Source organism: Campylobacter sp. 2014D-0258 (genome assembly GCF_008000495.1).
Lineage (GTDB): Bacteria > Campylobacterota > Campylobacteria > Campylobacterales > Campylobacteraceae > Campylobacter_D > Campylobacter_D jejuni.
The window spans coordinates 12,683-35,074 of the sequence record NZ_VOAR01000030.1; the positions used below are offsets into that span (position 1 = coordinate 12,683).

A 22,392-nucleotide genomic window follows, 5' to 3' on the forward strand; every position below is an offset into this window, starting at 1 on the left:
AATTAACCTCCAGTTTGATAAAAAGCACGAGATGAGGTTTCATTATCAACAACACTCCATTTATTTTTTTCTGGTTTATTTCTTAATACTTCTTGTAATATTTCTACAGCGGCTTTAATATCACCTTTTCGAACCGCTTCTTTTATGCTTAATGCTTCATCAAAATAAAGGCAAGGTATTAACAAGCCTTCAGCACTTAAGCGTATGCGATTGCAAGAATCGCAAAATTCATGGCTATGAGGATCTATAATTCCAAATTCATAATCATCTGCCTTGTAAATACTCACAGGTGCTTTTTCATCTTTTTTTATAAGTTGAATTTGATATTTTTGACTCAAAATTTGTATAATTTCATCTCTTTTTAATCCTTGTAATTTACCATAAGCATGAGTATTTTCCATAAATTCTATAAAGCGAATTTGAGCTTTTTTTGATTTTGCAAATTCCAAAAGAGATATCAGTTCATCATCGTTTAAATTTTTAAGAGCTACAGTATTAAGTTTTACTTTCAAATCTAGATTTAAAGCTTCATCAATTCCAGATAAAACACTATCTAATACATCTTTTTGCGCAAGAGTTTTTGCTTTTTTGTGATCTAGGGTATCAAGTGAAATATTAAGTCGTTTAAGTCCAGCATTTTTTAGGTCTTTAGCAAAGTCTTTTAGTAAAAATCCATTTGTAGTTATAGCAAGGTCAATATCGCTTTTATAATCGCTAATCATTTTTATAAAAATACTTAAATCTTTTCTTAATAAAGGTTCCCCACCTGTTATACGGATTTTTTCAATTCCTTCGTCTATAGCTGCTTTAACAAATAAAAAAAGTTCTTCAAAGCTTAATAAATTTTCTTTTGGCTGATAATCGAAAGGAATTTTTGGCATACAATAAAGGCAGCGAAAGTTACATCTTTGTGTAACTGAAATTCTAAGATAATTTATCTTTCTACCGAATTGATCTATAAGCATTTATTTTCCATTCTATTTTATTAATTTCTTAAATTTTAAGACAAGTTCTACATTTCCAGTGCCAATGCGTAAATCTTTAGCGATTTGTTCTATGCTTTTTCCTTCTTTGAAAAGATTTTCTATTTTTTGTTCTTCTGTATCGTAATTTGGTGTAAGTTTAGCCATGCTTTGTGCTTTTTGTTCCAAATTTAAAAGACGATTTTGTTGTTCATTTTGAAAATCTTCTATGATATGTTCCATAGTTTTTAGTGTTCTTAAAACAGGAGTGATTTTTGAACTGATTTGTTTATCAAGTTCAATCATAATTTCTTCTTTTAAAAGAGAGGTTTTATAGTCTTCATCCTCTTCGCTATCATCTTTAACTCCTAATTCTTTACGAAAATAATGAAGTTCTTTGGTAATATCTTCTATCACATTTTGAAGTTTTGCTATTTTTGCATTATTTTCTCTTTCTTTGATATTCATGTAGGCTAGCATTGCAATTAAAAGCACAATTATAAAAACTAAATAAAGTACATCATCACTCATTCTTGGCCTTTCTTATTTCTTATCATATTTCTTTGGATTTCAACAACAAAAGCATCAAAAGCCATTTTGTCTTCAGGCTTAATTTTGATAATTTTTGCCAATGTTTGACTTTGAGCTTTGATAAAAATAGCTATTTTTTGATTATTTAAATCAAATCTTAAATAATATTCTTTATCTTCTTCTAAAATAGTATCCAAAAAATTTAGATACTCAAAATTTAAAGATTCTATTACCCCTTTTTGCTTAAGTGGTATAAGTTCTTTATTTTTATCTAAAGAATTTTCAAGTCTTAAAATATCTTCTTTTAGACTTAAAAGAAGATCAAAAATAATTTTTTCACCCTCGTCAAAATCAATGCGTAAAGCAAGTTTTTTCCATTTTAAAATTTGAGAAATTGCTCCAAGTTTTAGGTATTCTCCAAGAAAACGGTTATTTTCTATTTCACAACATTCTAAATGAGCTTCAAATCCTGCTTTAAAAAGTGCTAATTCCATAATAAATCAATCCAAATAAAAATAAAAAAGATAATACTTAAATAACCATTTAGAGTAAAAAATGCTCTATCAATATGAGCAAAATTCTTATGAACAATTTTATGTTCCAAGGCTAAAATAATACCGCTTATAATTACCCCAATAAGTGCTATTTTTCCAAGTGCTACACCCCAAACTTCCCACACAAAAAGAAGCCAAAATAATACCGCTAAAATATGGCAAAAAGATGATATAAATAAAGTAGCCTTTGAACCAAATTTAGCAGGAATAGAGTGAAGTCCTATTTTTTTATCATACTCCATATCTTGTAAAGAATAAAGCAGATCAAACCCAGCTGTCCAAAAAGTTACACCTAAACATAAAATAACGCTATAAATGTGAATTTCACCCATAATTATAACACTTCCTGCAATAGGCGCAAGTCCTAAACAAAATCCTAAAACTAAATGTGCTAAAGAACTAAAGCGCTTAAAAGCTGAATAAATAGCCAATACCAAAAGCACAGGAAAAGACAAATAAAAGGCCAAGGTATTAATAAAATAAGAACATGATATAAAAATAAGTGCATTAATAATGATAAAAATCCATACGCTTTTTCTACCTATTTTTCCACTGACATTAGGGCGATTTGCACAACGAGGATTATCCTTATCTATATCTTCATCCATTAAACGATTTGTAGCCATGGCAAAATTTCTTGCACTTACTGCACAAATAATGCCTAAAATCAACGCCTTAAAACCAAACCAAGCAGTGTCATTTGCAAGTTTTGATGCTACAATCATAGAGGAAAATAAAAAAGGCAAAGCAAAAATAGAATGCTTAAATACTACAAGTTCTAAAATATCTTTAAATTTTATCCAGAATGTGTTCATTTTTCTACTTTAAAATATTTTTTGCTATGATTTTACTAAAATTTTTATAAATTTTAGGATAAATATTAAAATGTTTTTTGAAATAGCATTAATAGGAACAACCGCGAGTGGAAAAACATACATAGCCAATACTTTAGCAAGAGAATTTAATGCTGTTGTTTTAAGTCTTGATAGTCTTTGTGTTTATAAAGAGATTAATATAGCAAGTGCCAAGCCTTCACAAGATGATCTTGCGAGTATAAAATACTTTGGGGTAAATTTATTGAGCGTGAATGAACATTTTAATGTTGAGTTATTCATAAGAGAATATCAAAAAGCAAAAGAATTTGCTTTAGCTAGAAATTTACCTCTAATTATAGTAGGTGGAACTGGATTTTATTTAAAAACTATGATAGATGGTTTAAGTGAAAAAACCTTAGAGTCAAAGAGTTCTTTAAATAACGATGAAATTTATGCTCTTTTATTAAATATTGATCCAAACTATAAAATAGAAAAAAATGATACTTATAGATTAAAAAAATGGCTGGGTATTTATGAACAAACAAGAGAAATTCCTAGTGAATTTTTAAAAAGAACACAAAAAACTGGGGTGCTTAAAGATATAGAAATTTATGAGCTTGCGTGGGATAAAGAAATTTTAAAAAAACGTATTAAAACTAGAACAAAAGAAATGCTTGATAATGGACTTTTAGATGAAGCAAAAATTCTTTTTTCTAAATTTGATCATAAACTTAAAGCATTAAATTCTATAGGTTTGAAAGAGTGTAAAGAATATTTAGATGGAGAAATTTCCTTTAAAGAGCTTGAAAATTTAATCACGATACATACTACACAACTTGCCAAAAGACAAAGAACTTTTAATAAAAAATTTCAAAGTAAAGCCTTGGAATTTGATAAAGCTTTAGCTACTTTAAGAATGAAATTTTCAATCGAAAAATAAATGTTCTATTAGAATTTTTACTCCTAGTATAATTAAAACCAATCCGCCTAAAAGTTCAGCTTTATTTTTAAGATAAATTCCAAATTTATTCCCTATTTTTAGAGCAATGATACATAAAATGAAGGTGATAATACCTATTAAAAATATAGCTAATAATAAATTTACATTTAAAAATGCAAAACTCACACCAACTGCTAGTGCATCGATACTCGTAGCAATTGCTAAAGCTAGCATGGTTTTAAAGCCAAATTGATTGGCATTACTATCGCAATTTTCATTTTCCAATGACTCTTTGATCATTTTTAATCCTATTAAAGAAAGTAAAATAAAAGCTATCCAATGATCAATACTCGCAATAAAAGATGCAAAAGTTATGCCTATAAAATAACCAATAGTTGGCATCAAAGCTTGAAATCCACCAAAATAAATTCCAACAATAAGATAATGTTTTAAATGTAGTTTTTTAACACTAAAACCTTTTGCATAGTGATACAGCAAAAGCATCCATTCCTAAAGCACAGGATAAAAAAATAAGACTATAAAAATCCATAACAAATCCTAAAATTTTATAAAAAATTGAAGATGAAATTATAATCAAACAAAGATAAAAATCACATAATTTTGATATATTTAATTAAATTTTAAGAAATAAATATATATAATTCAATTTCATTTTTATTTTTTACTCCTTAAAAGTGGCCCATTCGTCTAGCGGTTAGGACATCGCCCTTTCACGGCGGTAACACGAGTTCGAGTCTCGTATGGGTCACCACTTTTTAATTTTTCTTTTAAAATAACAATTTTTTCATTTTTTCTATTGAAATTTAATAAATATTAATAATTTATTTTGTAGAATACGAATAGCTTTTGATATAAGTCTATTATAGACTTATATCAAGGCTGGGCATTATTGAGCTGGTGTTTGCTCTTTTGTTTTTTTGTGAGTTTTAGCTTCATGTTTTTTATCAGCTTTAGCTTTTGAATGATGAGCTTTTGTATGTGTTTGATTTACATCGCTTGGAGTATTAGCTGCAAAAACATTAGCTGCGAAAGCACCTAGTAATGCTGAGATTAGTACAACTTTTTTCATATTTTCCTCCTTATGAATAATTTTTAGTTGCAAATTAATTGTAATTATTAAAAATCAACAAATAGATATTTTTTGTAAAAATATTTCAAAAAAATATAATTTTTTATATATATATTTAAATTATTATTAAAATATATTATAAATATATCTTATTTTATTTAGGTTAAATAAATAGAAATTTTACCCACTAAGCTTTTAAGATATTTTTACTCTTTTTAATATTATTATGGTAATATTTTCAATATCAAACTAAAAATAAAGGAGAAATTATGTTTGAATTAAGAAAATTACCTTATGATACCAATGCTTTTGGTGATTTTTTGAGTGCTGAAACTTTTAGCTATCATCATGGAAAACATCACAATACTTATGTTACAAATCTAAATAATCTTATTAAAGATACTGAATTTGCAGGTAAAGATCTTGTAAGTATTATCAAAACTTCAAATGGGGGCGTATTTAATAACGCAGCTCAAGTTTATAATCATGATTTTTATTTTGATTGCATTAAGCCAAGTACAGGCTGTGGCTGTGGCGGTTCATGTCAAAGTATAGATGCTAATTTACAAGCGGCACTAGAAAAAGAATTTGGATCTTTAGAAAATTTCAAAGCTGAATTCATCAAAGGTGCTACAGGAGTTTTTGGTTCAGGATGGTTTTGGTTAGTTTATAATACTAAAAATCAAAAACTAGAATTTGTAGGTACTTCAAATGCAGCTACACCAATTACCGAAGATAAAGTTCCTTTACTTGTTGTAGATGTTTGGGAACATGCTTATTATGTAGATCATCGCAATGCACGCCCTGCTTATTTAGAGAAATTCTATGCTCATATTAATTGGGAATTTGTTGCAAAAGCTTATGAATGGGCTTTAAAAGAAGGCATGGGATCAGTTAGCTTTTATGCAAATGAACTTCACCCTATAAAATAATTTAAAGGCATCAAAACGATGCCTTTTTTACTCTCCTAAACTCGGAGTCATTTCGATAATCTTCCAAGGAAGTCCTTGAGAATTCAGCTCTTCCATAAAAGGCTTAGCGTCAAATTCTTCCATATTAAACACGCCTTTTCCTTGCCAAATTCCTTTAGCGATTAATTTCGTACCTATCATAGCAGGAACACCTGTAGTATAGCTCACAGCTTGTGCACCAGTTTCTTTGTAACATTCTTCATGATTGCAAACATTATAAATATAAACTTGCTTGTCTTTTCCATCTTTTTTACCACGAATCACGCAACCTATATTGGTATAACCTTTAGTGCGTGGCCCCAAACTCGCAGGATCAGGAAGCAAGGTTTTTAAAAATTCTATAGGAATGATTTCTTTTCCTTGGTGCATCACAGGTTTAATCCCTAGCATTCCAACATTTTCAAGGCATTTCATATGAGTTAAATAACTTTGTCCAAAAGTCATAAAAAAGCGTATTCTTTTTAAACCCTTGATATTTTTTACCAAGCTTTCAAGTTCTTCATGATAAAGCAAATAGCTATCTTTCACTCCTACTTCTGGATAATTCCACTCCATTTTTATTTCCATCGGTTCTGTTTCTATCCACTTGCCATTTTCCCAATAACGCCCTTTAGCAGAAACCTCACGCAGGTTGATTTCAGGGTTAAAATTGGTCGCAAAAGCATAGCCATGATCACCTGCATTGCAATCTAAAATATCTATATAAGAAATTTCATCAAATAAATTTTGCTGTGCATAAGCACAAAAAACATTAGTTACACCAGGATCAAATCCACTTCCTAAAAGTCCTAAAATTCCTGCTTGTTTAAACTCATCATTTCTCGCCCATTGCTCTTTGTATTCAAATTTAGCCAAATCAGGATGTTCATAATTTGCCGTATCTATATAATCAATCCCTGCTTTTATACAAGCATCCATTAAACTCAAATCTTGATAAGGCAAAGCAACATTGAGTAAAATTTGCGCTCCTGTTTTCTTGATAAGTTCTACAACCGCATTGCTATCATCAGCATCAATTTGCGCCGTTTCAATTTGAACCCCTAAACGCTCTTTGATAAAAGCAGCGATTTCATCACATTTGCTTTTTGTTCTACTAGCTAAAGTAATTTTACTAAAAGTATCAGAATTCATTGCGCATTTTACAGTAGCCACACGACTTACTCCACCTGCGCCTATGATTAAAAGATTTTTCATGAAATTTGTCCTTAAAAGATTTTTAGGAATTTTAGCTAAAAATTGATAATATCAAAATTTATTTTTTCTTCTAAGTTATAATTTGAGCTTAATAACATAAAAAATTCTATATTTTTATATCTTAACTTAAGTCTATAAAAAGCCCCTAAAAATTCTTTTTGTAAAATTTTAGCCTCAAAACGATTTCCTATTTTAAGCTCTGCATAACCAAAAATATAATTTTTTGAAGCTATCCAAGCAAAAAATTCATCTTCTAAATCAAGTTTTTCTTCTATGATATTTAAATCAGGTAAAATTTGCGCACTTTTAAAATCAGGCTTAAAATAAAGCTCTTTAGGATTTGCATGAGCTAAAATTTTTCCTTTTTCTAAAAAAGCGATTTGATTAGACATACAATAAGCATCTTCAATATCATGAGTTACCATAATAGCCGTAATGCCTTGATTTTCTATCATTTTTTTCAATTCTCTTCTTAAATCTTGTTTTAAATTTTGATCCAAATTAGAAAAAGGTTCATCTAAAAGCAAAAGCTTACATCCTCTTGCTATAGCTCTAGCAAAAGCCACTCTTTGCGCTTGCCCTCCTGAAATTTCATCGATTTTTTTATATCTTAAATCTTCAATTTCAAAAGTTTTAAGCAAATGATTTAAAATTTGATTTTTATCTTTTTTATCATAAAGTGCAAAAAGTATGTTTTTTTCAACATTTAAATGAGGAAATAAAGCATAATTTTGAAACATCAAAGCCACTTCACCTTTGCAAGAAAACAAATCATAAGAACTAGCTTGTTCAAGCTTAGCAATAATCCTTAAAAGCGTGCTTTTTCCGCTTCCACTACCCCCTAAAATGCTTAAAAATTCTCCTTCTTTGACATGAAGATTGATATTTTCTAAAGCTTGTATTTTTCCAAAATTTTTAGATAAATTTTTAATTTCTAACATCATCTTTCCTTGTGATTTTATCCATCCAAACAACAACCATTAAAGAAAGAAAAACGATAAATAAGGAAGGCAAAGCTGCATCATAAATTCTTTCATCACTTGCAAACCAGAAAGCTTTAACACTTAAAGTTTCAAAGCCAAAAGGTGCTAAAATTCTACTTAAAGGAAGTTCTTTAATCGTATCAATAAAAACAATAATAAAAGCCAAAAATAAAAAATGTTTCATTAAAGGTGTGTGAATTTTAAAAAATAAAATAAAATAACTCGTTCTTAAATTTAAACTTGCCTCATCAATATTTAGATGAATTTTATTATATCCTCCTTCTAAAGAATAAATTGCACTCGCTAAAAAACGAATTATATAAGCAAAAATAAGAACAAATAAAGAATTTCCTAATAAACTCATGTGAAAAATTTTATCCAAAAATACAAAAAGCACTATAATGCTAATCCCTAAAGCAGCAGCAGGTATAGAATAACCCAAAGAACTTATTTTTAAAATAAATAAATTAAAAAAATGATTTTTAACTATCCTAGAACTAAACATCAAAAAATAAGCTAAAAAAGTGGTAATTAAAGCAGTGATTAAAGCTAAGATTATAGTTTTAAAACTGATAATATAAAATTGTGATTCAAAAAGCTTATGATCTTTTAGCCCCCAATAAACTAGCCAAATAAAAGGTAAAATAAAACCTACAAAAGCAATCATAAAACAATAAATACAGGATAGAATTTGTTTAATAGGATTTAATTTTCTTTTTTTGATAAAAAGAGTTAAATTTTGATTAAAACTATAATGATGTTTATTTTTATAATAAAAATCCACATACATAATCAAAAATACAAAAAGCATTAAAATACCCGATAAAACACTAGAAGAATAAGAATCATTCAAATCATACCAGAGTTTAAAAATTCCAGCTGAAAAAGTATCCACTCCCAAATAAGCACTTGCACCATAATCACTCAAAGTTTCCATTAAAACCAATAAAGTTCCAGAAAAAATGGCAGGTCTTGCACTCAAAAGTGCCACGCGTGTAAAAATTCTAAATTCAGAATATTTCATGATTTTAGCTACTTCATAAGCCTCTTTGGCTTCACTTTTAAAAGCTGTTTTAGCAAATAAATAAATATAAGGATATAAAGAAATAGACAAAACAAAAATAACACCATAATGATTGAAAAAATCTATCCTAAAGCCAAAATTTTCGTGAAAAAATCCTTGAAAATCCATAATTCCTACATAAACAAAGGCTAAAATATAAGCAGGTATAGCCAAGGGTAAAATGAGTAATTTTTCTAAAATTTTACAGAAATAAAAATCATAATTTGCGATCAAATAAGCAGAACTCACACCCAAAATCAAGCTTAAACACAATACTCCCACGCTAATTATAAAAGTATCTTTGATGAATTTTAAAAATAAATAATCAAAAAAATGACTCAAATTTTCTTTAATAGATGAAAATTGGGTTAAATCACTTGCATTAAAATTTTGAAATAAAATATAAAAAAGTTCAGCAAAAATACCAAAAATAGGCAAAGCAAGAAAAAGGGCAAGTAAAATTGCCCAGAGTTTATAGTATTTTAGGGATTTATACATTATCTAAAACCGACTTCATCGTAAATTTTAACAGCTTCTTTAATATTTTCTGCTATCTTACTCACAGGGATTTGATCTTCTTTGAAAGTTCCAAAATCTTTTACAGTTTGGCTTAATTCTACATCATTTCTTATAGGAAATTCATAATTACTATCAGTAAGAGTTTTTTGAATTTCAGGACTTAACATAAATTCCATAAATTTTTTAGCCGCATCTTGATTTTTACTTGATTTTGTCATAGCAATACCGCTAATGTTAATATGCGTTCCTCTATTGTCTTGATTAGGAAAAATAATACCCAAAGAATTCCCCACTTCTACATCTTTTGGATTTTTAGAATTCTTTAAAAGCCCTATATAATAAGTATTCATAACTGCAAATTTAGCTTCGCCTGCAAATACTTGTTTGGCTTGATCTCTATCCCCACCCTTTGGATTTGTCGCAAGATTTTCAAGCACACCTTTAGCCCATGCTTTAGCCTCTTTATTTCCGTCATTAGCTATAATAGATGCTAAAAGAGTTTTGCTATAAGGAGCTGTAGCACTTCTCATAACAATTTCTCCTTTAAATTCAGCTTTTGCTAAATCTTCATAATTTTTCATTTTGCTAATATCGATATTTGCGTTTTTGTTGTAAGCAATAATTCTTGCTCTTTTTGTAATCGCAAACCATTCTTTATCCTTATCTCTTAAATGAGCGGGTATAAATTCTTCTAAATATTTTGATGAAACAGGGGATAAAAGTCCTAAATTCTTAGCTTCTGTAAGATTTGAAATATCAGCTGTGATGAAAATATCAGCAGGAGAATTACTTCCTTCAAGAGAAAGTCTTTTAATAAGTTCTGAAGCTTTAGCTTGAGTATGATTGACCTTAATACCTGTTTTTTCTTCGAATTTTTTGATGATTTCAAAATCAGCATTATAATGTCTTGCTGAGTAAATATTAAGCTCACTAGCACCTAAAAATGAAACAGCCGTTAAAAACATAAAGAAGATTTTTTTCATATTTTATCCTTTAATTGAGAATTATACTCGGTTTTATTAAGATCTTTAAAGTCGGTATGAGAATGTTCAGAGCAAGCAAAAGCAAAGCCAACGCATAATAAAAATAAAATTATTTTTTTCATAGACATTAATTCCTTTTAGATATTTTGATAAGAAATATTAATATTAAAAAGTAAATATGACGTAATCTTTATATTTTTATATTTCTTTAAAGAATAAAGAGGTTTATTTTTGACACATGTGTTGATAAATTTATGATTTTTAATAAACTCTTGATTAAATAAAGTTGATTAAAATTTTTCTTTTAAAAGGTGGTAGCATGTTTTCTTCATTTTTTGCAAGTAAAAAATGGGCTTTATGGGCTTATTTGGGACTTTTTTTACTGTTATTTTTCTTATATATACAAACAAGCTTAAATGTTGCAATCAATTCATGGTATAGTGATTTTTACAATGTTTTACAAAAGCCAAAAATAGAACTTTTGGATTCTAATTCTACGCAAAAAATAGAAGAAAATCTTGAAAATAATACCACTTTAATCCAAGAGGCTAATCAAAGAGCTGAGCAAAATTTCCAAAAAGCTAATTTTATCAATAAAGGTGCATTGTATTATTATCAAAATTTATTAGAATATTTTTTCAACTCTAGGGCTATGATTGAAAAGCCAAATTATTCAGCAAATGATTTTTATGCTTTGATTTTAGTTTTTTTAGCTATTGCTATTCCTTATGTTTTAATCGCTACGATTAATATCTATTTTGCTAGTGTCTATGCTTTTAAGTGGCGTGAGGCTATGACTTTTTCTTATTTAAAATTTTGGAAAAATAAAGATGACAATATAGAAGGAAGTTCGCAAAGAATTCAAGAAGATACTTATAATTTTTCTAAAATCGTAGAGAGTTTAGGACTTAGTTTTATAAAAGCTTTGATGACCCTTGTAGCATTTATCCCGATTTTATGGAGTTTAAGTGATGTTGTGAGTAAAGCTTTATTTGCAAATTTAAGTGAAAATTCTTCTTTTTATTTTTTAAAAAACATTGATGGTTTGCTTGTTTATATTGCACTTTTGATTTCTTTAGGAGGCTTGGTTGTGTCATGGTTTGTAGGTATTAAGCTTCCTGGACTTGAATATAACAATCAAAAAGCTGAAGCAGCTTTTAGAAAAGAGCTTGTTTATGCTGAGGATAATCGCAAAGAATACGCTAAAAATGAGACTATGATAGAGCTTTTTACAGGGCTTAAATTTAACTATAAAAGACTTTTTTTACATTATGGATATTTTAATATTTGGCTCATTTTATTTGAGCAAATGATAGTTATAGTGCCATTTTTAATCATGGCACCAGGGCTTTTTGCCGGAGCTATAGGACTTGGTATTGTAATGCAGATTAACAATGCTTTTGATCAAGTACGAAGCTCTTTTAGTGTTTTTATCACAAACTGGACAACTATCACTCAACTTAGAAGTATATATAAGCGTTTAAAAGAATTTGAGAAAAATATTTCTTATAAGTCTTAGTTTTTTCTTATAAAATACAAGAAAAAATTCAAATATTAAATTTACTTTTAATTGTGTATAATAAGGTTTAATAATATTTTATTTCTTAAGGAGCTTCATTGGACCCCAGTCAGGTTTTGGATTTAAACCAAACTTCTACAGCATCTTTTGATGCAGGATATTCTATACTTATGGTTGTTGTTGCACTTGCTCTAGTGTTTTTAAATGGTTTTTTTGTTTTGTCTGAATTTAGTATTGTTAAAGTACGTCGTTCCAAGCTTGAAGAGATGGTAAAAGAAAAAAAAGCTGGTGCCAAGAAAGCTTTGGAGGTTACTTCAAGACTTGATACTTATCTTAGTGCTTGTCAATTAGGAATCACTTTAAGTTCTCTAGCTCTTGGTTGGATAGGTGAGCCTGCTATTGCAAAAATGCTAGAAATTCCGCTTATTAATCTTGGTTTTAGCACTGTTATTATCCATACTATAGCTTTTATTATTGCTTTTAGTATTATTACTCTTTTACATGTGGTTTTAGGAGAACTTGTGCCAAAAAGTATAGCTATTGCAGTTGCAGATAAAGCGGTTTTATTTATAGCTAGACCTCTTCATTGGTTTTGGATACTCTTTTTGCCTTGTATTAAAATTTTCGATTTTTTAGCAGCTATAAGTTTGAAACTTTTTGGAATAAAACCTGCTAAAGAAAGCGAGCTAACTCATAGCGAAGAAGAAATTAAAATCATAGCAAGTGAGAGTCAAAAAGGTGGAGTTTTAGATGAATTTGAAACAGAGATCATACGCAATGCTGTTGATTTTTCAGATACTGTTGCTAAAGAGATTATGACTCCTAGAAAAGATATGATTTGTCTAAATAAACAAAAAAGTTACGAAGAAAATATGCAAATCATTTGTGAGCATAAACATACTCGCTTTCCTTATATTGACGGTTCTAAAGATACTATTTTAGGGATGATACACATACGAGATATAATACAAAATGAATTAAGCCATAAAAGTCAAAATTTAGATACTTTTGTTAAACCTTTGATTTTGGTTCCTGAAAATATCAGCATTTCAAAAGTACTTGTAATGATGAATAAAGAACGCTCTCATACTGCATTAGTAGTTGATGAGTATGGTGGAACTGCTGGAATTTTAACCATGGAAGATATCATGGAAGAAATTATTGGCGAAATTAAAAGTGAGCATGAAGAAGACAGCTATAAAAAACTTGCTGAAAATATCTATGAATTTCAAGGACGATGCGATATAGAAACTGTTGAAGAAATGCTTGTAATAAACTATGATGAGGATTTAGAACAAGTTACTATAGGTGGATATGTATTTAATCTTTTAGGACGCTTGCCTATAGTAGGAGATCGCATTGAAGATGAACTTTGTTACTATGAAGTTAAAAAAATGGATGGGAATTCTATAGAGCGTGTTAAGGTGGTTAAAAAAACAAATAAAGATGAAGAATAAGCCTCTTTAGGCTTTATTTCTTTTTGTAAATTTGGTTTTTAATTTCTATACACTCAAAACCTTTTTCATCTAGTGTAACTACGCGTAAATATCCATCATCATCTATTTTACCCTCGCATAAAAATACTCTTTTGGCTATTTTCATAGGAAGTTTTTCTTTATTTCTGTGTCCAAAGATTTGATAAAGATTGTCCGAGGTGAAATTACAAAATTGATTTGCTACTTTTTGACTGTCTTCATATCCACCTACACCATAAATAAAGTCATGGCTTGGTATAAAACTTATTTTTTCAGGTTTGGAGGGTATAAAATTTACTCCTCCATGTGAACAAAATATGAATTTATTTTGGAATTTGTAGTATAAACATTCTTTTAGATGAGGATAGAGTTTTCTAGCATCTCTTGGAGTAAGTTTTTCTTTTCTAAAATCCTTTAAAGTATTTTCATTAAATTCTTTGGAATTTGACAATTCTCCATTAGCCCATTTTATAAGATGTCTTTCGTGATTTCCTTCTAATAAGCATACGTTTTCTTTTTCGCAAATTTTTAAAAGAAATTTTATTACTTTGCCATTTTCTATACCTCTGTTGATATAATCTCCCAAAAATATATAAAATTCATCTTCTTTGATTGTTTTAATGTATTCTTTTAAAACACTATAACAACCTTGTAAATCTCCTATATGATGAATTTTTTTATATTTGCTTAAATTTGGCATTTGGTAAAGACATTTTTTCCAGTCGCTCGAGTCTAAAATTGGGTATTTTTTTGGATTTTTTTTGAGTAAATCTTGAGTTTTTTCCAAAAGAGCATAAGGGATGATATATCCATTTTTTTTAGCTTCTAAAAGATTTTTTTCTTGACATTGTTTTAAAGAGCTATCAAAAACAATAACATACATTTTATAGCGATATTGTTTAGCTAAGTCTTTATAAATTTTTAATGTTTCATTGTAAGCGTTTATGATGCAAAACTCACCTTTTTGCATACGCATTTCTAGAAGTTTGAGTAAAATTTTACTTAAATCTTCATCATTTTTAACATTTAAAATTTTATATTCACTGACTATATTTTTAACGCTTCCTGATAAAAGACGCAAAGCATTTAAATCAAGTGTATAATTTTGAAGTTTATTATTTTTGATAAATTCTTCTTGTCCTGCGTAATAATTCCCTCTTAAAACAAGTAAGATTCGCACATTCTTTGCCTAGATTTTCTTTAAAAATTCAGTTTTTAAAACAATAACGCCAAATTTATCCACTCTAGCCTCAATTTCACCTTCTTTAGAAGTGAGCTTAATATTTTTTATAGTAGTTCCACGTTTTAAAGTTGTACTTGCACCCTTAACCTTAAGATCTTTTATTACACTCACGCTATCACCTGCGTTAAGTTCTGTTCCATTAGCGTCTTTAGCCATTTTTTTCCTTTCTTTGATCTAAAATATTTAAAATTTGCACCACTAAAGCAAAAGCCATAGCAGTATAAATATATGCCTTATCAATATGAATATCAAAACTTTCAGCAACTAAAACTACGCCTATTAGCACCAAAAAAGCTAAGGCTAAAATTTTAATGCTTGGATATTTTTCAACAAAATCTGCTATAGGTTTAGAAGCAAAAAGCATCACGCCTACTGCAATAATAACAGCGATAATCATGATGGTTACATCTTGAGCAATTCCTACTGCGGTAATAACACTATCAAGCGAAAACACTATGTCAATCACAGCAATTTCAGCTACAACTATCCAAAGTTTATTGCTTGCTTTAAAATGACTTTGACTTTCTTCTTGATGAGAAATTTGCTCTTTAATTTCTTTAATAGACTTTACAATCAAGAAAAGCCCACCTAGTAAAAGCACTAGATCTCTTCCTGAAATTTCATTGCCCAATACACTAAACAAAGGTGTTACAAGTTTCATTACCCAAAAAAGAGATAAAAGAAGTAAAATTCTTGTAATCATTGCAAAAGCTAAACCTAAGATACGTCCCTTATCACGATGTTCAGGGGGTAGTTTGCTTACTAAAATAGCTAAAAAAATGATATTATCTATCCCTAGTACAATTTCAAGAGCGCTTAAAGTAGCTAAAGTAATCCAAGCATCAATACTAAATATCCATTCAAACATAAATTTCCTTGAAAATTTTAAAATTTTTTAAAGCGATATTTTATAGTTTTAAAGCAAATACCTTTAATTCTTTAAGAAAAAATTTCAATCACACTTAAGGGTAAAATTTCATGTTCTAGGCTATGGATTTTTTTTTCAAATTCTTCAAAACTCAAATTTCTTTTTTCAAAAGCTTTTTGAGCGATAATCATTCCACCATCAAGTTCTTCATTGACCCAATGCACACTGACTCCAGCCACTTTCATATCACTTTCATAACTTTCTTTAATAGCATGTGCTCCTTTAAAAAGTGGCAATAAAGAAGGATGAAGGTTAATTGCCTTAATATTTTTTGTAAAAACAGGACTTAAAATTCTCATAAAACCTGCCAATACAGTAAGATTTGCTCCACTTTCTTTGATTTTTTGTACCAAAATCGTATCAAATTCTTCACGAGTATTATAAGCTTTATGATCAACAATTACAGTATCAAGACCAAATTTTTTTGCCCTTTGTATACCAAAAGCATCTTTTTTATTGCAAAGGCAAAGTACTACTTCATAGGTATTTTCCCCTATGGTTTTTTTATGAAGTTTTTCTAAAATATTTTCTAAATTACTTCCATTTCCACTAAAAAGTACAGCTAATTTTACAAGCATTTTAATCCTTTGATAAGTTTTAAAGCGTCAAAGCTATTTTTATTAAATTTATATTTTTTTGCAACAAGTCCATGAGCTAAAGTAGCATTTTTTGCTGCTTCTAAAGCGCTAAAACCAAAACCTAAATGTGCAGCAATCATTCCACTTAAAACATCTCCACTCCCACCTTTAGCTAAGGCTTGATTTCCTAAATTTACAACAAATAATTTTTCTTTTTGCACAATAATAGGATTAGCTCCTTTTAAAACAAGAACACAATCATAATTTTGCGAAAATTTTCTAGCATAGAAAAAGCGATTTTTTTGCAATGTTTCTATATCTAAATCCTCATCAAAGCACATTTTATAAAGTTTTATAAATTCTTTTGGATGAGGGGTTATAACAACATCTTTTCTGTTTAAATACCAAAGCAAAGCTTCACTTAAAAAACAATTTGCATCCAAGATCAAAGGAGTGTTTTGCAAAATTTCATCTTTTAGGAAATCCAAATTTTCAAGCCCCATGCCTAAAGCAATAGCACTTGCATTATTTTCAATTTTTTCTTTTAACATCAAAAGAGGCGAGAAACTTTTTTGTGCTACTAAAGAAACAAGACCTGCTCCAAAATTTAAGGCTCCAAGTCCTGCTAAAGTTCCAGCACTTGCATTGGCAACTATATAAATATGGCCAAAATTTCCTTTATTGGCGTTGATTTTTCTATCTATAGTTTTTAAATCTTTTTTTTCAAGCAAAAAAGCTTGAGAATTAGGGTAAAATTTCTTAGATCTAATGCCTAAATTGGCTATTTTAATCCTTCCTACAAATTCCTTAGCAAAATCTTCAAGTAAAATTTCCTTTAAAGCTCCCATACAAAATGTAATATCAGCTTTAAAACAAGGATAAAATCCCAAATTTGTAGGTATATCACAAGCTATTTTTAAAGCCTTACTTTGATTAACTTTTTGAATAATTAAACTTGTTTTTTCATCTAAACAACGATTTGAACCTGTACCTAAAATACAATCAATGATAATATGAAATTTTTTAAAATTGGGTTCTTTTTTACAAAATTTAAAAGCATAATTTTGTAAAATTTGCTCTTGTTTTTTAAAAAGCGTATTTTCTTTAAAGCCTATTTTATAAGCTTTAGCGTGTTTTAAATTTCTTAAAGCCACCAAGCCATCTGAAGCGTTGTTACCCCCGCCTAATAAAAAAAGTATTTTTACTTTTCTAATCTTGCGTTGAATGCGAATTTTTTTAGCTTCTTTTTTAATTAGCTTGGCTAAATTTAATCCCGCATTTTCCATTAAAATAAGCTCATCTAAGCCTTTATTTATAGTATTTTGTTCTAAAATTTTTATATTATCAATAATAGCTTTCATAATCTTTTTTCACCAAAAAATATATATTTTTTTCTCTTTCTTCTTCAAATTTTTTCATTTTGGGTAAAAATTTCTGGATCAAAGCACGAAAATTCTTAAAACCATAATTTTGCGGATGAAAATCCGAGTATTTGCGGTTCATATTAGTGCGGATTTGTGCGTATTCGGCACGCCCTTTTTCATCGATAAGTTGTTCGGTGATATTGATTAAAGCTCTTAAATAATCCTTACTTAAAATATCTTCTTTTTTACTCTCATCTTTATCTAAATAAAAAAATTCACTAAAGGCATTTACATAAGATTTTATAGACTTTTCAAGCCCCATTCCTATAACTTGTTTTTTATTTTCTCTTAATTTTTGAATGAGTGAAGTATAATCACTATCGCTTGAAACAATAACAAAAATATCTATATTTTTTTCATAAAATATGGACATAATTTCAGTGATTAAATACATATCGCTTGAGTTTTTGTTGGCTGCAAAATTAAATTGTTGCATAGCGATTAAAGAATATTCAGCAATTTGCTCTCTCCAACCTTGTATATTTTTTTGAGTCCAATCCCCATAAATGCGTTTAATGATAACCTCTCCGTAATCTGAAGCGATATCAAAAATACTTTTAGCGTATTTTGCAGGGATATTTTCTGCATCTATAAAGATAGCTATACTTTTATTTTCCATTTTAATTCCTTGCTCTAAAGCTTAAAGCTTCTAAAATATGGGTTTTGCTAATATTAAGACTTTGTTCTAAATCCGCTATACTTCTTGAAACTTTTAAAATTTTATTAAGCGATCGCAAAGAAAGATTATAACGTGAAATTGCTAAATCTAGCGTATCTTTGGCATCTTTTTCCAATACACAAAAACGACTTAAATCTTCATCTTTTAATTTCCCATTAAATTCTTTTTGCCCCCGTTTTTTACTAAAAATAAAAGCTTGTAAAATTTTTTCACTCATTTCTTTAGAACTTATACTCGTTTTATCATCCTTGCTGATCTCATCCATAGCTACATAAAGATCAATCCTATCCATAATAGGAGCTGAAATGTGATTTTTATACTTTTTAATCTCATTTTCGCTACAAACACAAGAAAGATTTTTGGAGAATAAATTTCCACAAGGACAAGGATTTTGGGCAGCTATAAAGCTAAATTTTGTTTCATAAATGATTTTAGAATTTACTCTTGAAATATGAATTTTATGATCCTCTAAAGGTTCTCTTAAACTCTCTATGATTTGCTTGTTAAAATGTGGAAATTCATCAAAAAACAATACTCCACCATTTGCAAGTGCGACTTCTCCAATTCTAGCATTTTTTGTTCCTCCGCCAAAAATACTTGCTCTTGTAGAAGTATGATGAGGATGACGAAAAGCACGAATTTTAGTAAATTCACAATCTTTTGAATCTAAAGACATATAAGCATTTTGCATTAAAATTTCATTTAAACTTTGAGGAGGCATGATATAAACAAGGCGTTTAGCACACATACTTTTACCACTTCCTGGACTTCCTTCAAATAAGATATTATGCATACCTAAAGCAGCTATCATACAAGCTCTTTTGGCTTTTTCCTGCCCTTTGATGTCTTTAAAATCAAGTTTAAAATCCATATTTTGTAAAAAAATTTCATTTTCTATTTGTAAAGGGTTTGCAAATAAAGGATGATTGTGAGAAAAACGAAAATTTTCATAATTTTTTTCTTTAAAAAACTCTATTGCTTCATTTAAATTTTCAAGTCCATAAACCTCTAAATTTGGTATCATGGAAGCTTTTTGTGCTATACTTTTTGGAACAACGATCTTAGCTTTTTTAATTTTAGCAGAGAGAAACAAAAGCAAAGAAAAAAGCTCATTTGTGCTTTTAATACTTCCATCAAGTCCTAATTCTCCTACTACAAAAAAGTCATCTAATTCTTCATTTTGCAAAAGGATTAATAAAGCGATAGCCAAATCAAAATGCGATCCCTTTTTTGGGATGCCTGAAGGACTAAGATTGATAGTGATTTTTTTAGCAGGAAAAGCAAAATCACAACTTAAAAGTGTGGCTTTGATGCGTTCGACACTTTCCTTAATCGCTGTACTTGCAAGCCCTACTATGCTTAAATTTGGCAAACCTCTTGTAAAAGTGGATTCTACCTCTATAATGTCTAAGCCTTCATGAAAGCTTATGCACTTTAGTTTTTTCATTTCTCTTTTTTATGATTTTTCTTCTTTTTCTTAAATTCTTTATCGAATTTTTGACGCTTAGCAAAGGAAATTTTTTCTATAAATAAATGTCCATTTAAATGATCATTTTCGTGTTGAATAGCCACAGCTAAAAAACCTTTTGCTTCAAGTTCTTTAAATTCTCCAAAGCGATCTTGATATTTAAGCAAGATATGATTATAGCGTTTCACTTCTTCAAAAAAATCTGGCACACTCAAACAGCCTTCTGTGCAAGTGATCATTTCTTCATCTAAAGGAATAATTTCAGGATTGATAATCTCTAGCAAATCTTCTTTTTTTTGTTCATCGTTTTCATCAAAAATATTTACAAGTAAAACACGCAAAGGAATATCTACTTGAATAGCTGCTAAACCTACTCCATTACTTGCTATCATAGTTTCATACATATCATCAAGCAAGGTGTGAAGTTCTGTATCAAATTTATTTACAATTTTAGAGTTTAAAAAAAGTCTAGGATTAGGATAAGTGATAATTTTTCTAACCATTAAAAAGCCTTTGTTTTAAATGATCTCCAAAGAAATCATTTAAAACTTTTTTCCAAAACCTTATCAATCAGCCCATATTCTTTAGCTTCTTGTGCTGACATGAAAAAATCTCTTTCTGTATCTTTTGCTATTTTTGCAACTTTTTGCTTAGTATTTTTTGCCAAAATATCATTAAGTATAGTTTTGAGTCTTAAAATTTCTTTGGCTTGAATTTCAATATCTGTGGCTTGACCTCTAGCTCCACCTAAAGGTTGATGAATCATAATACGTGAATTAGGCAAAGCAAAACGTTTTCCTTCTGCGCCACAACTAAGCAAAAATGCTCCCATAGAAGCAGCTTGTCCTATACAAATCGTACAAACATCAGGTTTGATATAGTTCATAGTATCATAAATACTAAAACCACTTGTAATTACACCACCTGGAGAATTGATATAAAGATAAATATCTTTTGTAGGATCTTCAGCTTCTAAAAAAAGAAGTTGTGCTACGACAGAAGCGGCAAGTTCATCATGAATTTCACCACTTAGCATAATAATTCTATCTTTTAAAAGGCGTGAATAAATGTCATAACTTCTTTCACCACGACTAGATTTTTCAATAACATAAGGAATAAACATTATTTATCTTCTTTCTCTTTTTTGCTCACTTTTTCCGATTTTTCTGTTTTTGGCATAAAAATATCATTAAAAAGTTTTTCTTCAATTAAAGCCATTTTCACAGCAGGCAAAGCTCCTTGTTTTTTATAGTTTTCTAAATGCTCTTTTGGATTCATACCATAGCGATATGCTTCAAAATAAATCGCTTGAATCAATTCTTGATCATTTACTTCAATCTTACGCAATTTTGCAAGTTCATCAATGATAAAAGTAAGTTTTACACTTTTTTGTGCTTCTTCTTTAAAAGAATCACGTTTTTCTTGATATTTTTCTTTACTTGCTTTAAGCTCTTCAATTTCTTTTTCGCTAAAAGTATTAAAAGCCGCACGCATTTGCATATCAGTTTCTTGTTCTACTATGCCTTTAGGCAAATCAAAATTATATTTTTCAATCAAAGCATCTGCAAATTTGCCTTTTAATTCATCATTTACAAGTTTGAAAAGTTTTTCATTTTTGATTTGCTCTTTTAATTTTTCATCTAAAACTTCAACACTAGCTTTTTCTTCTCCTGGTAAAAGTTTTTTAAGCATTTCATCATCAAGTTCTGGAATTTTAAGCTCTTGAATCTCATGTAGTTTTACTTTAAATACTGCATCTTTACCCGCTAAATGCGCCGCACCGTATTCTTTAGGGAAAGTTACTTTGATATCTTTTTCTTCACCTATTTTCATTCCCACCATACCATCTTCAAAACCTGGAATAAATTGCTTAGAACCAATTTCTAAAACATAATTTTCAGCTTTACCACCTTCAAAAGCTTTATCATCTACAAAACCTTCAAAATCAAATTTTGCAAAATCACCTTCTTTTAAAGCTCTTTTTGTTTTTATAGCTTCAGGAGTAGCAAAACGCTTTAAAAGTTCATCTTTTTTCTCATCAATTTCTTTTTTACTTACTTTTGGAGTTTGATATTCAGGGATGAGTTTTTCATAACCCTCAAGTTTGATTTCAGGTTTAAAAGAAAGTATTAATTCAGCAATAATTTCTCCATCTTTACGATCAAATTTTTCAAAATATGGCTCACCTACAAGCTCTTTATTTTCTTTTTTAAGTTCTTGTAAAGCGCTATTTACAGCGGATTTAAAAAGATTTTGTTCTGCATCTTGAGTGAGCTCTCTTTCATATCTTTTAAGTACGGCACTTACAGGAACTTTTCCTGGTCTAAACCCGTCCATTTTTACACTTTTAGAAGCTTTTTTTGCTAAATTTTCTACTTCATTTTTGATCATTCCTGAAGGAATTTTTACACTAGCAGTCGCATTAACAGAATCTAGTTGCTTTGCCTTTACTTCCATAGTTTTTTTCCTTATA

Annotated in this window: 24 protein-coding genes, 1 tRNA gene and 1 pseudogene; 5 read left to right on the top strand and 21 right to left on the bottom strand. The window is 29.0% G+C overall.

Features of this window, described 5'->3' with window-relative positions:
• Window positions 1-2: 2 nt before the first annotated feature.
• The 4 genes from moaA to mqnP are packed head-to-tail and all read right to left on the bottom strand — an operon-like array spanning window position 3 to window position 2,862.
• Window positions 3-965, bottom strand: a complete 963-nt coding sequence (gene moaA, locus SR62_RS08660; protein ID WP_002868437.1) for a GTP 3',8-cyclase MoaA — start codon at window positions 963-965, stop codon at window positions 3-5.
• A 12-nt stretch (window positions 966-977) separates the two neighbouring features.
• Window positions 978-1,493, bottom strand: coding sequence for a DUF6115 domain-containing protein (locus tag SR62_RS08665; protein WP_002851715.1), 516 nt, complete (start codon window positions 1,491-1,493; stop codon window positions 978-980).
• Entirely contained in the window at window positions 1,490-1,987 is a 498-nt protein-coding gene (locus SR62_RS08670) for a hypothetical protein (RefSeq protein WP_002851641.1), read from the bottom strand. The genes SR62_RS08665 and SR62_RS08670 overlap by 4 nt, the downstream gene beginning before the upstream one ends.
• A complete protein-coding gene (gene mqnP / locus SR62_RS08675; RefSeq protein WP_002851905.1) occupies window positions 1,978-2,862 on the bottom strand; it encodes a menaquinone biosynthesis prenyltransferase MqnP in 885 nt (294 codons plus the stop codon). Before mqnP ends, SR62_RS08670 begins: the two co-directional genes overlap by 10 nt.
• Window positions 2,863-2,932: 70 nt before the next feature.
• Here mqnP and miaA point away from each other — a divergent pair, with 70 nt between their 5' ends.
• Window positions 2,933-3,802, top strand: coding sequence for a tRNA (adenosine(37)-N6)-dimethylallyltransferase MiaA (miaA, locus tag SR62_RS08680; protein WP_002851982.1), 870 nt, complete (start codon window positions 2,933-2,935; stop codon window positions 3,800-3,802).
• On the opposite strand, the pseudogene SR62_RS08685 reads toward miaA, so the two are convergent.
• Window positions 3,788-4,352: pseudogene (locus SR62_RS08685) on the bottom strand (manganese efflux pump MntP family protein). The gene miaA and the pseudogene SR62_RS08685 overlap by 15 nt on opposite strands.
• A 147-nt stretch (window positions 4,353-4,499) precedes the next feature.
• On the opposite strand from SR62_RS08685, the gene SR62_RS08690 reads away from it, so the two are divergent.
• Window positions 4,500-4,574, top strand: a tRNA-Glu gene (locus tag SR62_RS08690).
• A 135-nt stretch (window positions 4,575-4,709) separates the two neighbouring features.
• Here the strand turns inward: SR62_RS08690 and SR62_RS08695 are convergent.
• A complete protein-coding gene (locus tag SR62_RS08695) occupies window positions 4,710-4,892 on the bottom strand; it encodes a hypothetical protein (RefSeq protein WP_002851904.1) in 183 nt (60 codons plus the stop codon).
• 269 nt (window positions 4,893-5,161) lie between these two features.
• On the opposite strand from SR62_RS08695, the gene sodB reads away from it, so the two are divergent.
• Complete coding sequence (sodB, locus tag SR62_RS08700) at window positions 5,162-5,824, top strand: superoxide dismutase [Fe] (protein WP_002860986.1); 663 nt, start codon at window positions 5,162-5,164, stop codon at window positions 5,822-5,824.
• A 27-nt stretch (window positions 5,825-5,851) separates the two neighbouring features.
• Here sodB and SR62_RS08705 read toward each other — a convergent pair whose 3' ends face one another.
• From SR62_RS08705 to SR62_RS08725, 5 genes are read right to left on the bottom strand one after another with little or no spacing between them, the layout of a single operon-like run.
• Window positions 5,852-7,057 carry a saccharopine dehydrogenase family protein gene (locus SR62_RS08705; protein WP_002892643.1) on the bottom strand — a complete coding sequence of 402 codons (1,206 nt, stop codon included), beginning with the start codon at window positions 7,055-7,057 and terminating at the stop codon, window positions 5,852-5,854.
• 35 nt (window positions 7,058-7,092) lie between these two features.
• Window positions 7,093-8,001: an ABC transporter ATP-binding protein gene (locus tag SR62_RS08710; RefSeq protein WP_011989565.1), complete on the bottom strand. Its 909-nt coding sequence runs from the start codon at window positions 7,999-8,001 to the stop codon at window positions 7,093-7,095.
• Window positions 7,985-9,601 carry an ABC transporter permease gene (locus SR62_RS08715; RefSeq protein WP_074484194.1) on the bottom strand — a complete coding sequence of 539 codons (1,617 nt, stop codon included), beginning with the start codon at window positions 9,599-9,601 and terminating at the stop codon, window positions 7,985-7,987. Before SR62_RS08715 ends, SR62_RS08710 begins: the two co-directional genes overlap by 17 nt.
• Window positions 9,601-10,605 carry a Fe(3+) ABC transporter substrate-binding protein gene (locus SR62_RS08720; protein ID WP_002892647.1) on the bottom strand — a complete coding sequence of 335 codons (1,005 nt, stop codon included), beginning with the start codon at window positions 10,603-10,605 and terminating at the stop codon, window positions 9,601-9,603. Before SR62_RS08720 ends, SR62_RS08715 begins: the two co-directional genes overlap by 1 nt.
• On the bottom strand, window positions 10,602-10,733 hold the full coding sequence (locus SR62_RS08725; RefSeq protein ID WP_002859376.1) for a lipoprotein: 132 nt from the start codon (window positions 10,731-10,733) through the stop codon (window positions 10,602-10,604). Before SR62_RS08725 ends, SR62_RS08720 begins: the two co-directional genes overlap by 4 nt.
• Window positions 10,734-10,924: 191 nt before the next feature.
• Here SR62_RS08725 and SR62_RS08730 point away from each other — a divergent pair, with 191 nt between their 5' ends.
• Together SR62_RS08730 and SR62_RS08735 are read left to right on the top strand one after the other, a co-directional pair.
• Window positions 10,925-12,124, top strand: coding sequence for a putative transporter (locus SR62_RS08730; protein ID WP_002866340.1), 1,200 nt, complete (start codon window positions 10,925-10,927; stop codon window positions 12,122-12,124).
• A 98-nt stretch (window positions 12,125-12,222) separates the two neighbouring features.
• Window positions 12,223-13,581, top strand: a complete 1,359-nt coding sequence (locus SR62_RS08735) for a hemolysin family protein (RefSeq protein WP_002860995.1) — start codon at window positions 12,223-12,225, stop codon at window positions 13,579-13,581.
• A gap of 13 nt (window positions 13,582-13,594) precedes the next feature.
• Here SR62_RS08735 and SR62_RS08740 read toward each other — a convergent pair whose 3' ends face one another.
• From SR62_RS08740 to tig, 10 genes are all read right to left on the bottom strand, one after another.
• Entirely contained in the window at window positions 13,595-14,779 is a 1,185-nt protein-coding gene (locus tag SR62_RS08740; protein WP_052775319.1) for a metallophosphoesterase, read from the bottom strand.
• Between the two features lie 9 nt (window positions 14,780-14,788).
• On the bottom strand, window positions 14,789-14,998 hold the full coding sequence (locus tag SR62_RS08745; RefSeq protein ID WP_002857271.1) for an alkylphosphonate utilization protein: 210 nt from the start codon (window positions 14,996-14,998) through the stop codon (window positions 14,789-14,791).
• On the bottom strand, window positions 14,991-15,710 hold the full coding sequence (locus tag SR62_RS08750) for a TerC family protein (protein WP_002892650.1): 720 nt from the start codon (window positions 15,708-15,710) through the stop codon (window positions 14,991-14,993). The genes SR62_RS08745 and SR62_RS08750 overlap by 8 nt, the downstream gene beginning before the upstream one ends.
• A 71-nt stretch (window positions 15,711-15,781) precedes the next feature.
• Window positions 15,782-16,348, bottom strand: a complete 567-nt coding sequence (gene purN / locus SR62_RS08755) for a phosphoribosylglycinamide formyltransferase (RefSeq protein WP_002892652.1) — start codon at window positions 16,346-16,348, stop codon at window positions 15,782-15,784.
• Complete coding sequence (locus SR62_RS08760) at window positions 16,339-17,709, bottom strand: NAD(P)H-hydrate dehydratase (RefSeq protein WP_147502359.1); 1,371 nt, start codon at window positions 17,707-17,709, stop codon at window positions 16,339-16,341. The genes purN and SR62_RS08760 overlap by 10 nt, the downstream gene beginning before the upstream one ends.
• Window positions 17,693-18,391 carry an NYN domain-containing protein gene (locus tag SR62_RS08765; RefSeq protein ID WP_002826913.1) on the bottom strand — a complete coding sequence of 233 codons (699 nt, stop codon included), beginning with the start codon at window positions 18,389-18,391 and terminating at the stop codon, window positions 17,693-17,695. The genes SR62_RS08760 and SR62_RS08765 overlap by 17 nt, the downstream gene beginning before the upstream one ends.
• 1 nt (window position 18,392) lies before the next feature.
• Entirely contained in the window at window positions 18,393-19,898 is a 1,506-nt protein-coding gene (locus SR62_RS08770; RefSeq protein WP_002892655.1) for a YifB family Mg chelatase-like AAA ATPase, read from the bottom strand.
• The gene (gene def / locus SR62_RS08775) at window positions 19,895-20,422 is read right to left on the bottom strand and encodes a peptide deformylase (RefSeq protein WP_002892656.1); all 528 of its coding nucleotides are present in this window, start codon (window positions 20,420-20,422) and stop codon (window positions 19,895-19,897) included. Before def ends, SR62_RS08770 begins: the two co-directional genes overlap by 4 nt.
• 35 nt (window positions 20,423-20,457) lie before the next feature.
• Complete coding sequence (gene clpP / locus SR62_RS08780) at window positions 20,458-21,042, bottom strand: ATP-dependent Clp endopeptidase proteolytic subunit ClpP (RefSeq protein WP_002892658.1); 585 nt, start codon at window positions 21,040-21,042, stop codon at window positions 20,458-20,460.
• Window positions 21,042-22,376, bottom strand: a complete 1,335-nt coding sequence (tig, locus tag SR62_RS08785) for a trigger factor (protein WP_032604007.1) — start codon at window positions 22,374-22,376, stop codon at window positions 21,042-21,044. The genes clpP and tig overlap by 1 nt, the downstream gene beginning before the upstream one ends.
• Between the last annotated feature and the right edge of the window lie 16 nt (window positions 22,377-22,392).

Excerpts from the sequence above, each read along its gene's own strand:
- moaA (WP_002868437.1), bottom strand. The coding sequence starts at position 965 with ATGCTTATAGATCAATTCGGTAGAAAGATAAATTATCTTAGAATTTCA.
- SR62_RS08665 (WP_002851715.1), bottom strand. The coding sequence starts at position 1,493 with ATGAGTGATGATGTACTTTATTTAGTTTTTATAATTGTGCTTTTAATT.
- SR62_RS08670 (WP_002851641.1), bottom strand. The coding sequence starts at position 1,987 with ATGGAATTAGCACTTTTTAAAGCAGGATTTGAAGCTCATTTAGAATGT.
- mqnP (WP_002851905.1), bottom strand. The coding sequence starts at position 2,862 with ATGAACACATTCTGGATAAAATTTAAAGATATTTTAGAACTTGTAGTA.
- miaA (WP_002851982.1), top strand. The coding sequence starts at position 2,933 with ATGTTTTTTGAAATAGCATTAATAGGAACAACCGCGAGTGGAAAAACA.
- SR62_RS08695 (WP_002851904.1), bottom strand. The coding sequence starts at position 4,892 with ATGAAAAAAGTTGTACTAATCTCAGCATTACTAGGTGCTTTCGCAGCT.
- sodB (WP_002860986.1), top strand. The coding sequence starts at position 5,162 with ATGTTTGAATTAAGAAAATTACCTTATGATACCAATGCTTTTGGTGAT.
- SR62_RS08705 (WP_002892643.1), bottom strand. The coding sequence starts at position 7,057 with ATGAAAAATCTTTTAATCATAGGCGCAGGTGGAGTAAGTCGTGTGGCT.
- SR62_RS08710 (WP_011989565.1), bottom strand. The coding sequence starts at position 8,001 with ATGATGTTAGAAATTAAAAATTTATCTAAAAATTTTGGAAAAATACAA.
- SR62_RS08715 (WP_074484194.1), bottom strand. The coding sequence starts at position 9,601 with ATGTATAAATCCCTAAAATACTATAAACTCTGGGCAATTTTACTTGCC.
- SR62_RS08720 (WP_002892647.1), bottom strand. The coding sequence starts at position 10,605 with ATGAAAAAAATCTTCTTTATGTTTTTAACGGCTGTTTCATTTTTAGGT.
- SR62_RS08725 (WP_002859376.1), bottom strand. The coding sequence starts at position 10,733 with ATGTCTATGAAAAAAATAATTTTATTTTTATTATGCGTTGGCTTTGCT.
- SR62_RS08730 (WP_002866340.1), top strand. The coding sequence starts at position 10,925 with ATGTTTTCTTCATTTTTTGCAAGTAAAAAATGGGCTTTATGGGCTTAT.
- SR62_RS08745 (WP_002857271.1), bottom strand. The coding sequence starts at position 14,998 with ATGGCTAAAGACGCTAATGGAACAGAACTTAACGCAGGTGATAGCGTG.
- SR62_RS08750 (WP_002892650.1), bottom strand. The coding sequence starts at position 15,710 with ATGTTTGAATGGATATTTAGTATTGATGCTTGGATTACTTTAGCTACT.
- purN (WP_002892652.1), bottom strand. The coding sequence starts at position 16,348 with ATGCTTGTAAAATTAGCTGTACTTTTTAGTGGAAATGGAAGTAATTTA.
- SR62_RS08760 (WP_147502359.1), bottom strand. The coding sequence starts at position 17,709 with ATGAAAGCTATTATTGATAATATAAAAATTTTAGAACAAAATACTATA.
- SR62_RS08765 (WP_002826913.1), bottom strand. The coding sequence starts at position 18,391 with ATGGAAAATAAAAGTATAGCTATCTTTATAGATGCAGAAAATATCCCT.
- SR62_RS08770 (WP_002892655.1), bottom strand. The coding sequence starts at position 19,898 with ATGAAAAAACTAAAGTGCATAAGCTTTCATGAAGGCTTAGACATTATA.
- def (WP_002892656.1), bottom strand. The coding sequence starts at position 20,422 with ATGGTTAGAAAAATTATCACTTATCCTAATCCTAGACTTTTTTTAAAC.
- clpP (WP_002892658.1), bottom strand. The coding sequence starts at position 21,042 with ATGTTTATTCCTTATGTTATTGAAAAATCTAGTCGTGGTGAAAGAAGT.
- tig (WP_032604007.1), bottom strand. The coding sequence starts at position 22,376 with ATGGAAGTAAAGGCAAAGCAACTAGATTCTGTTAATGCGACTGCTAGT.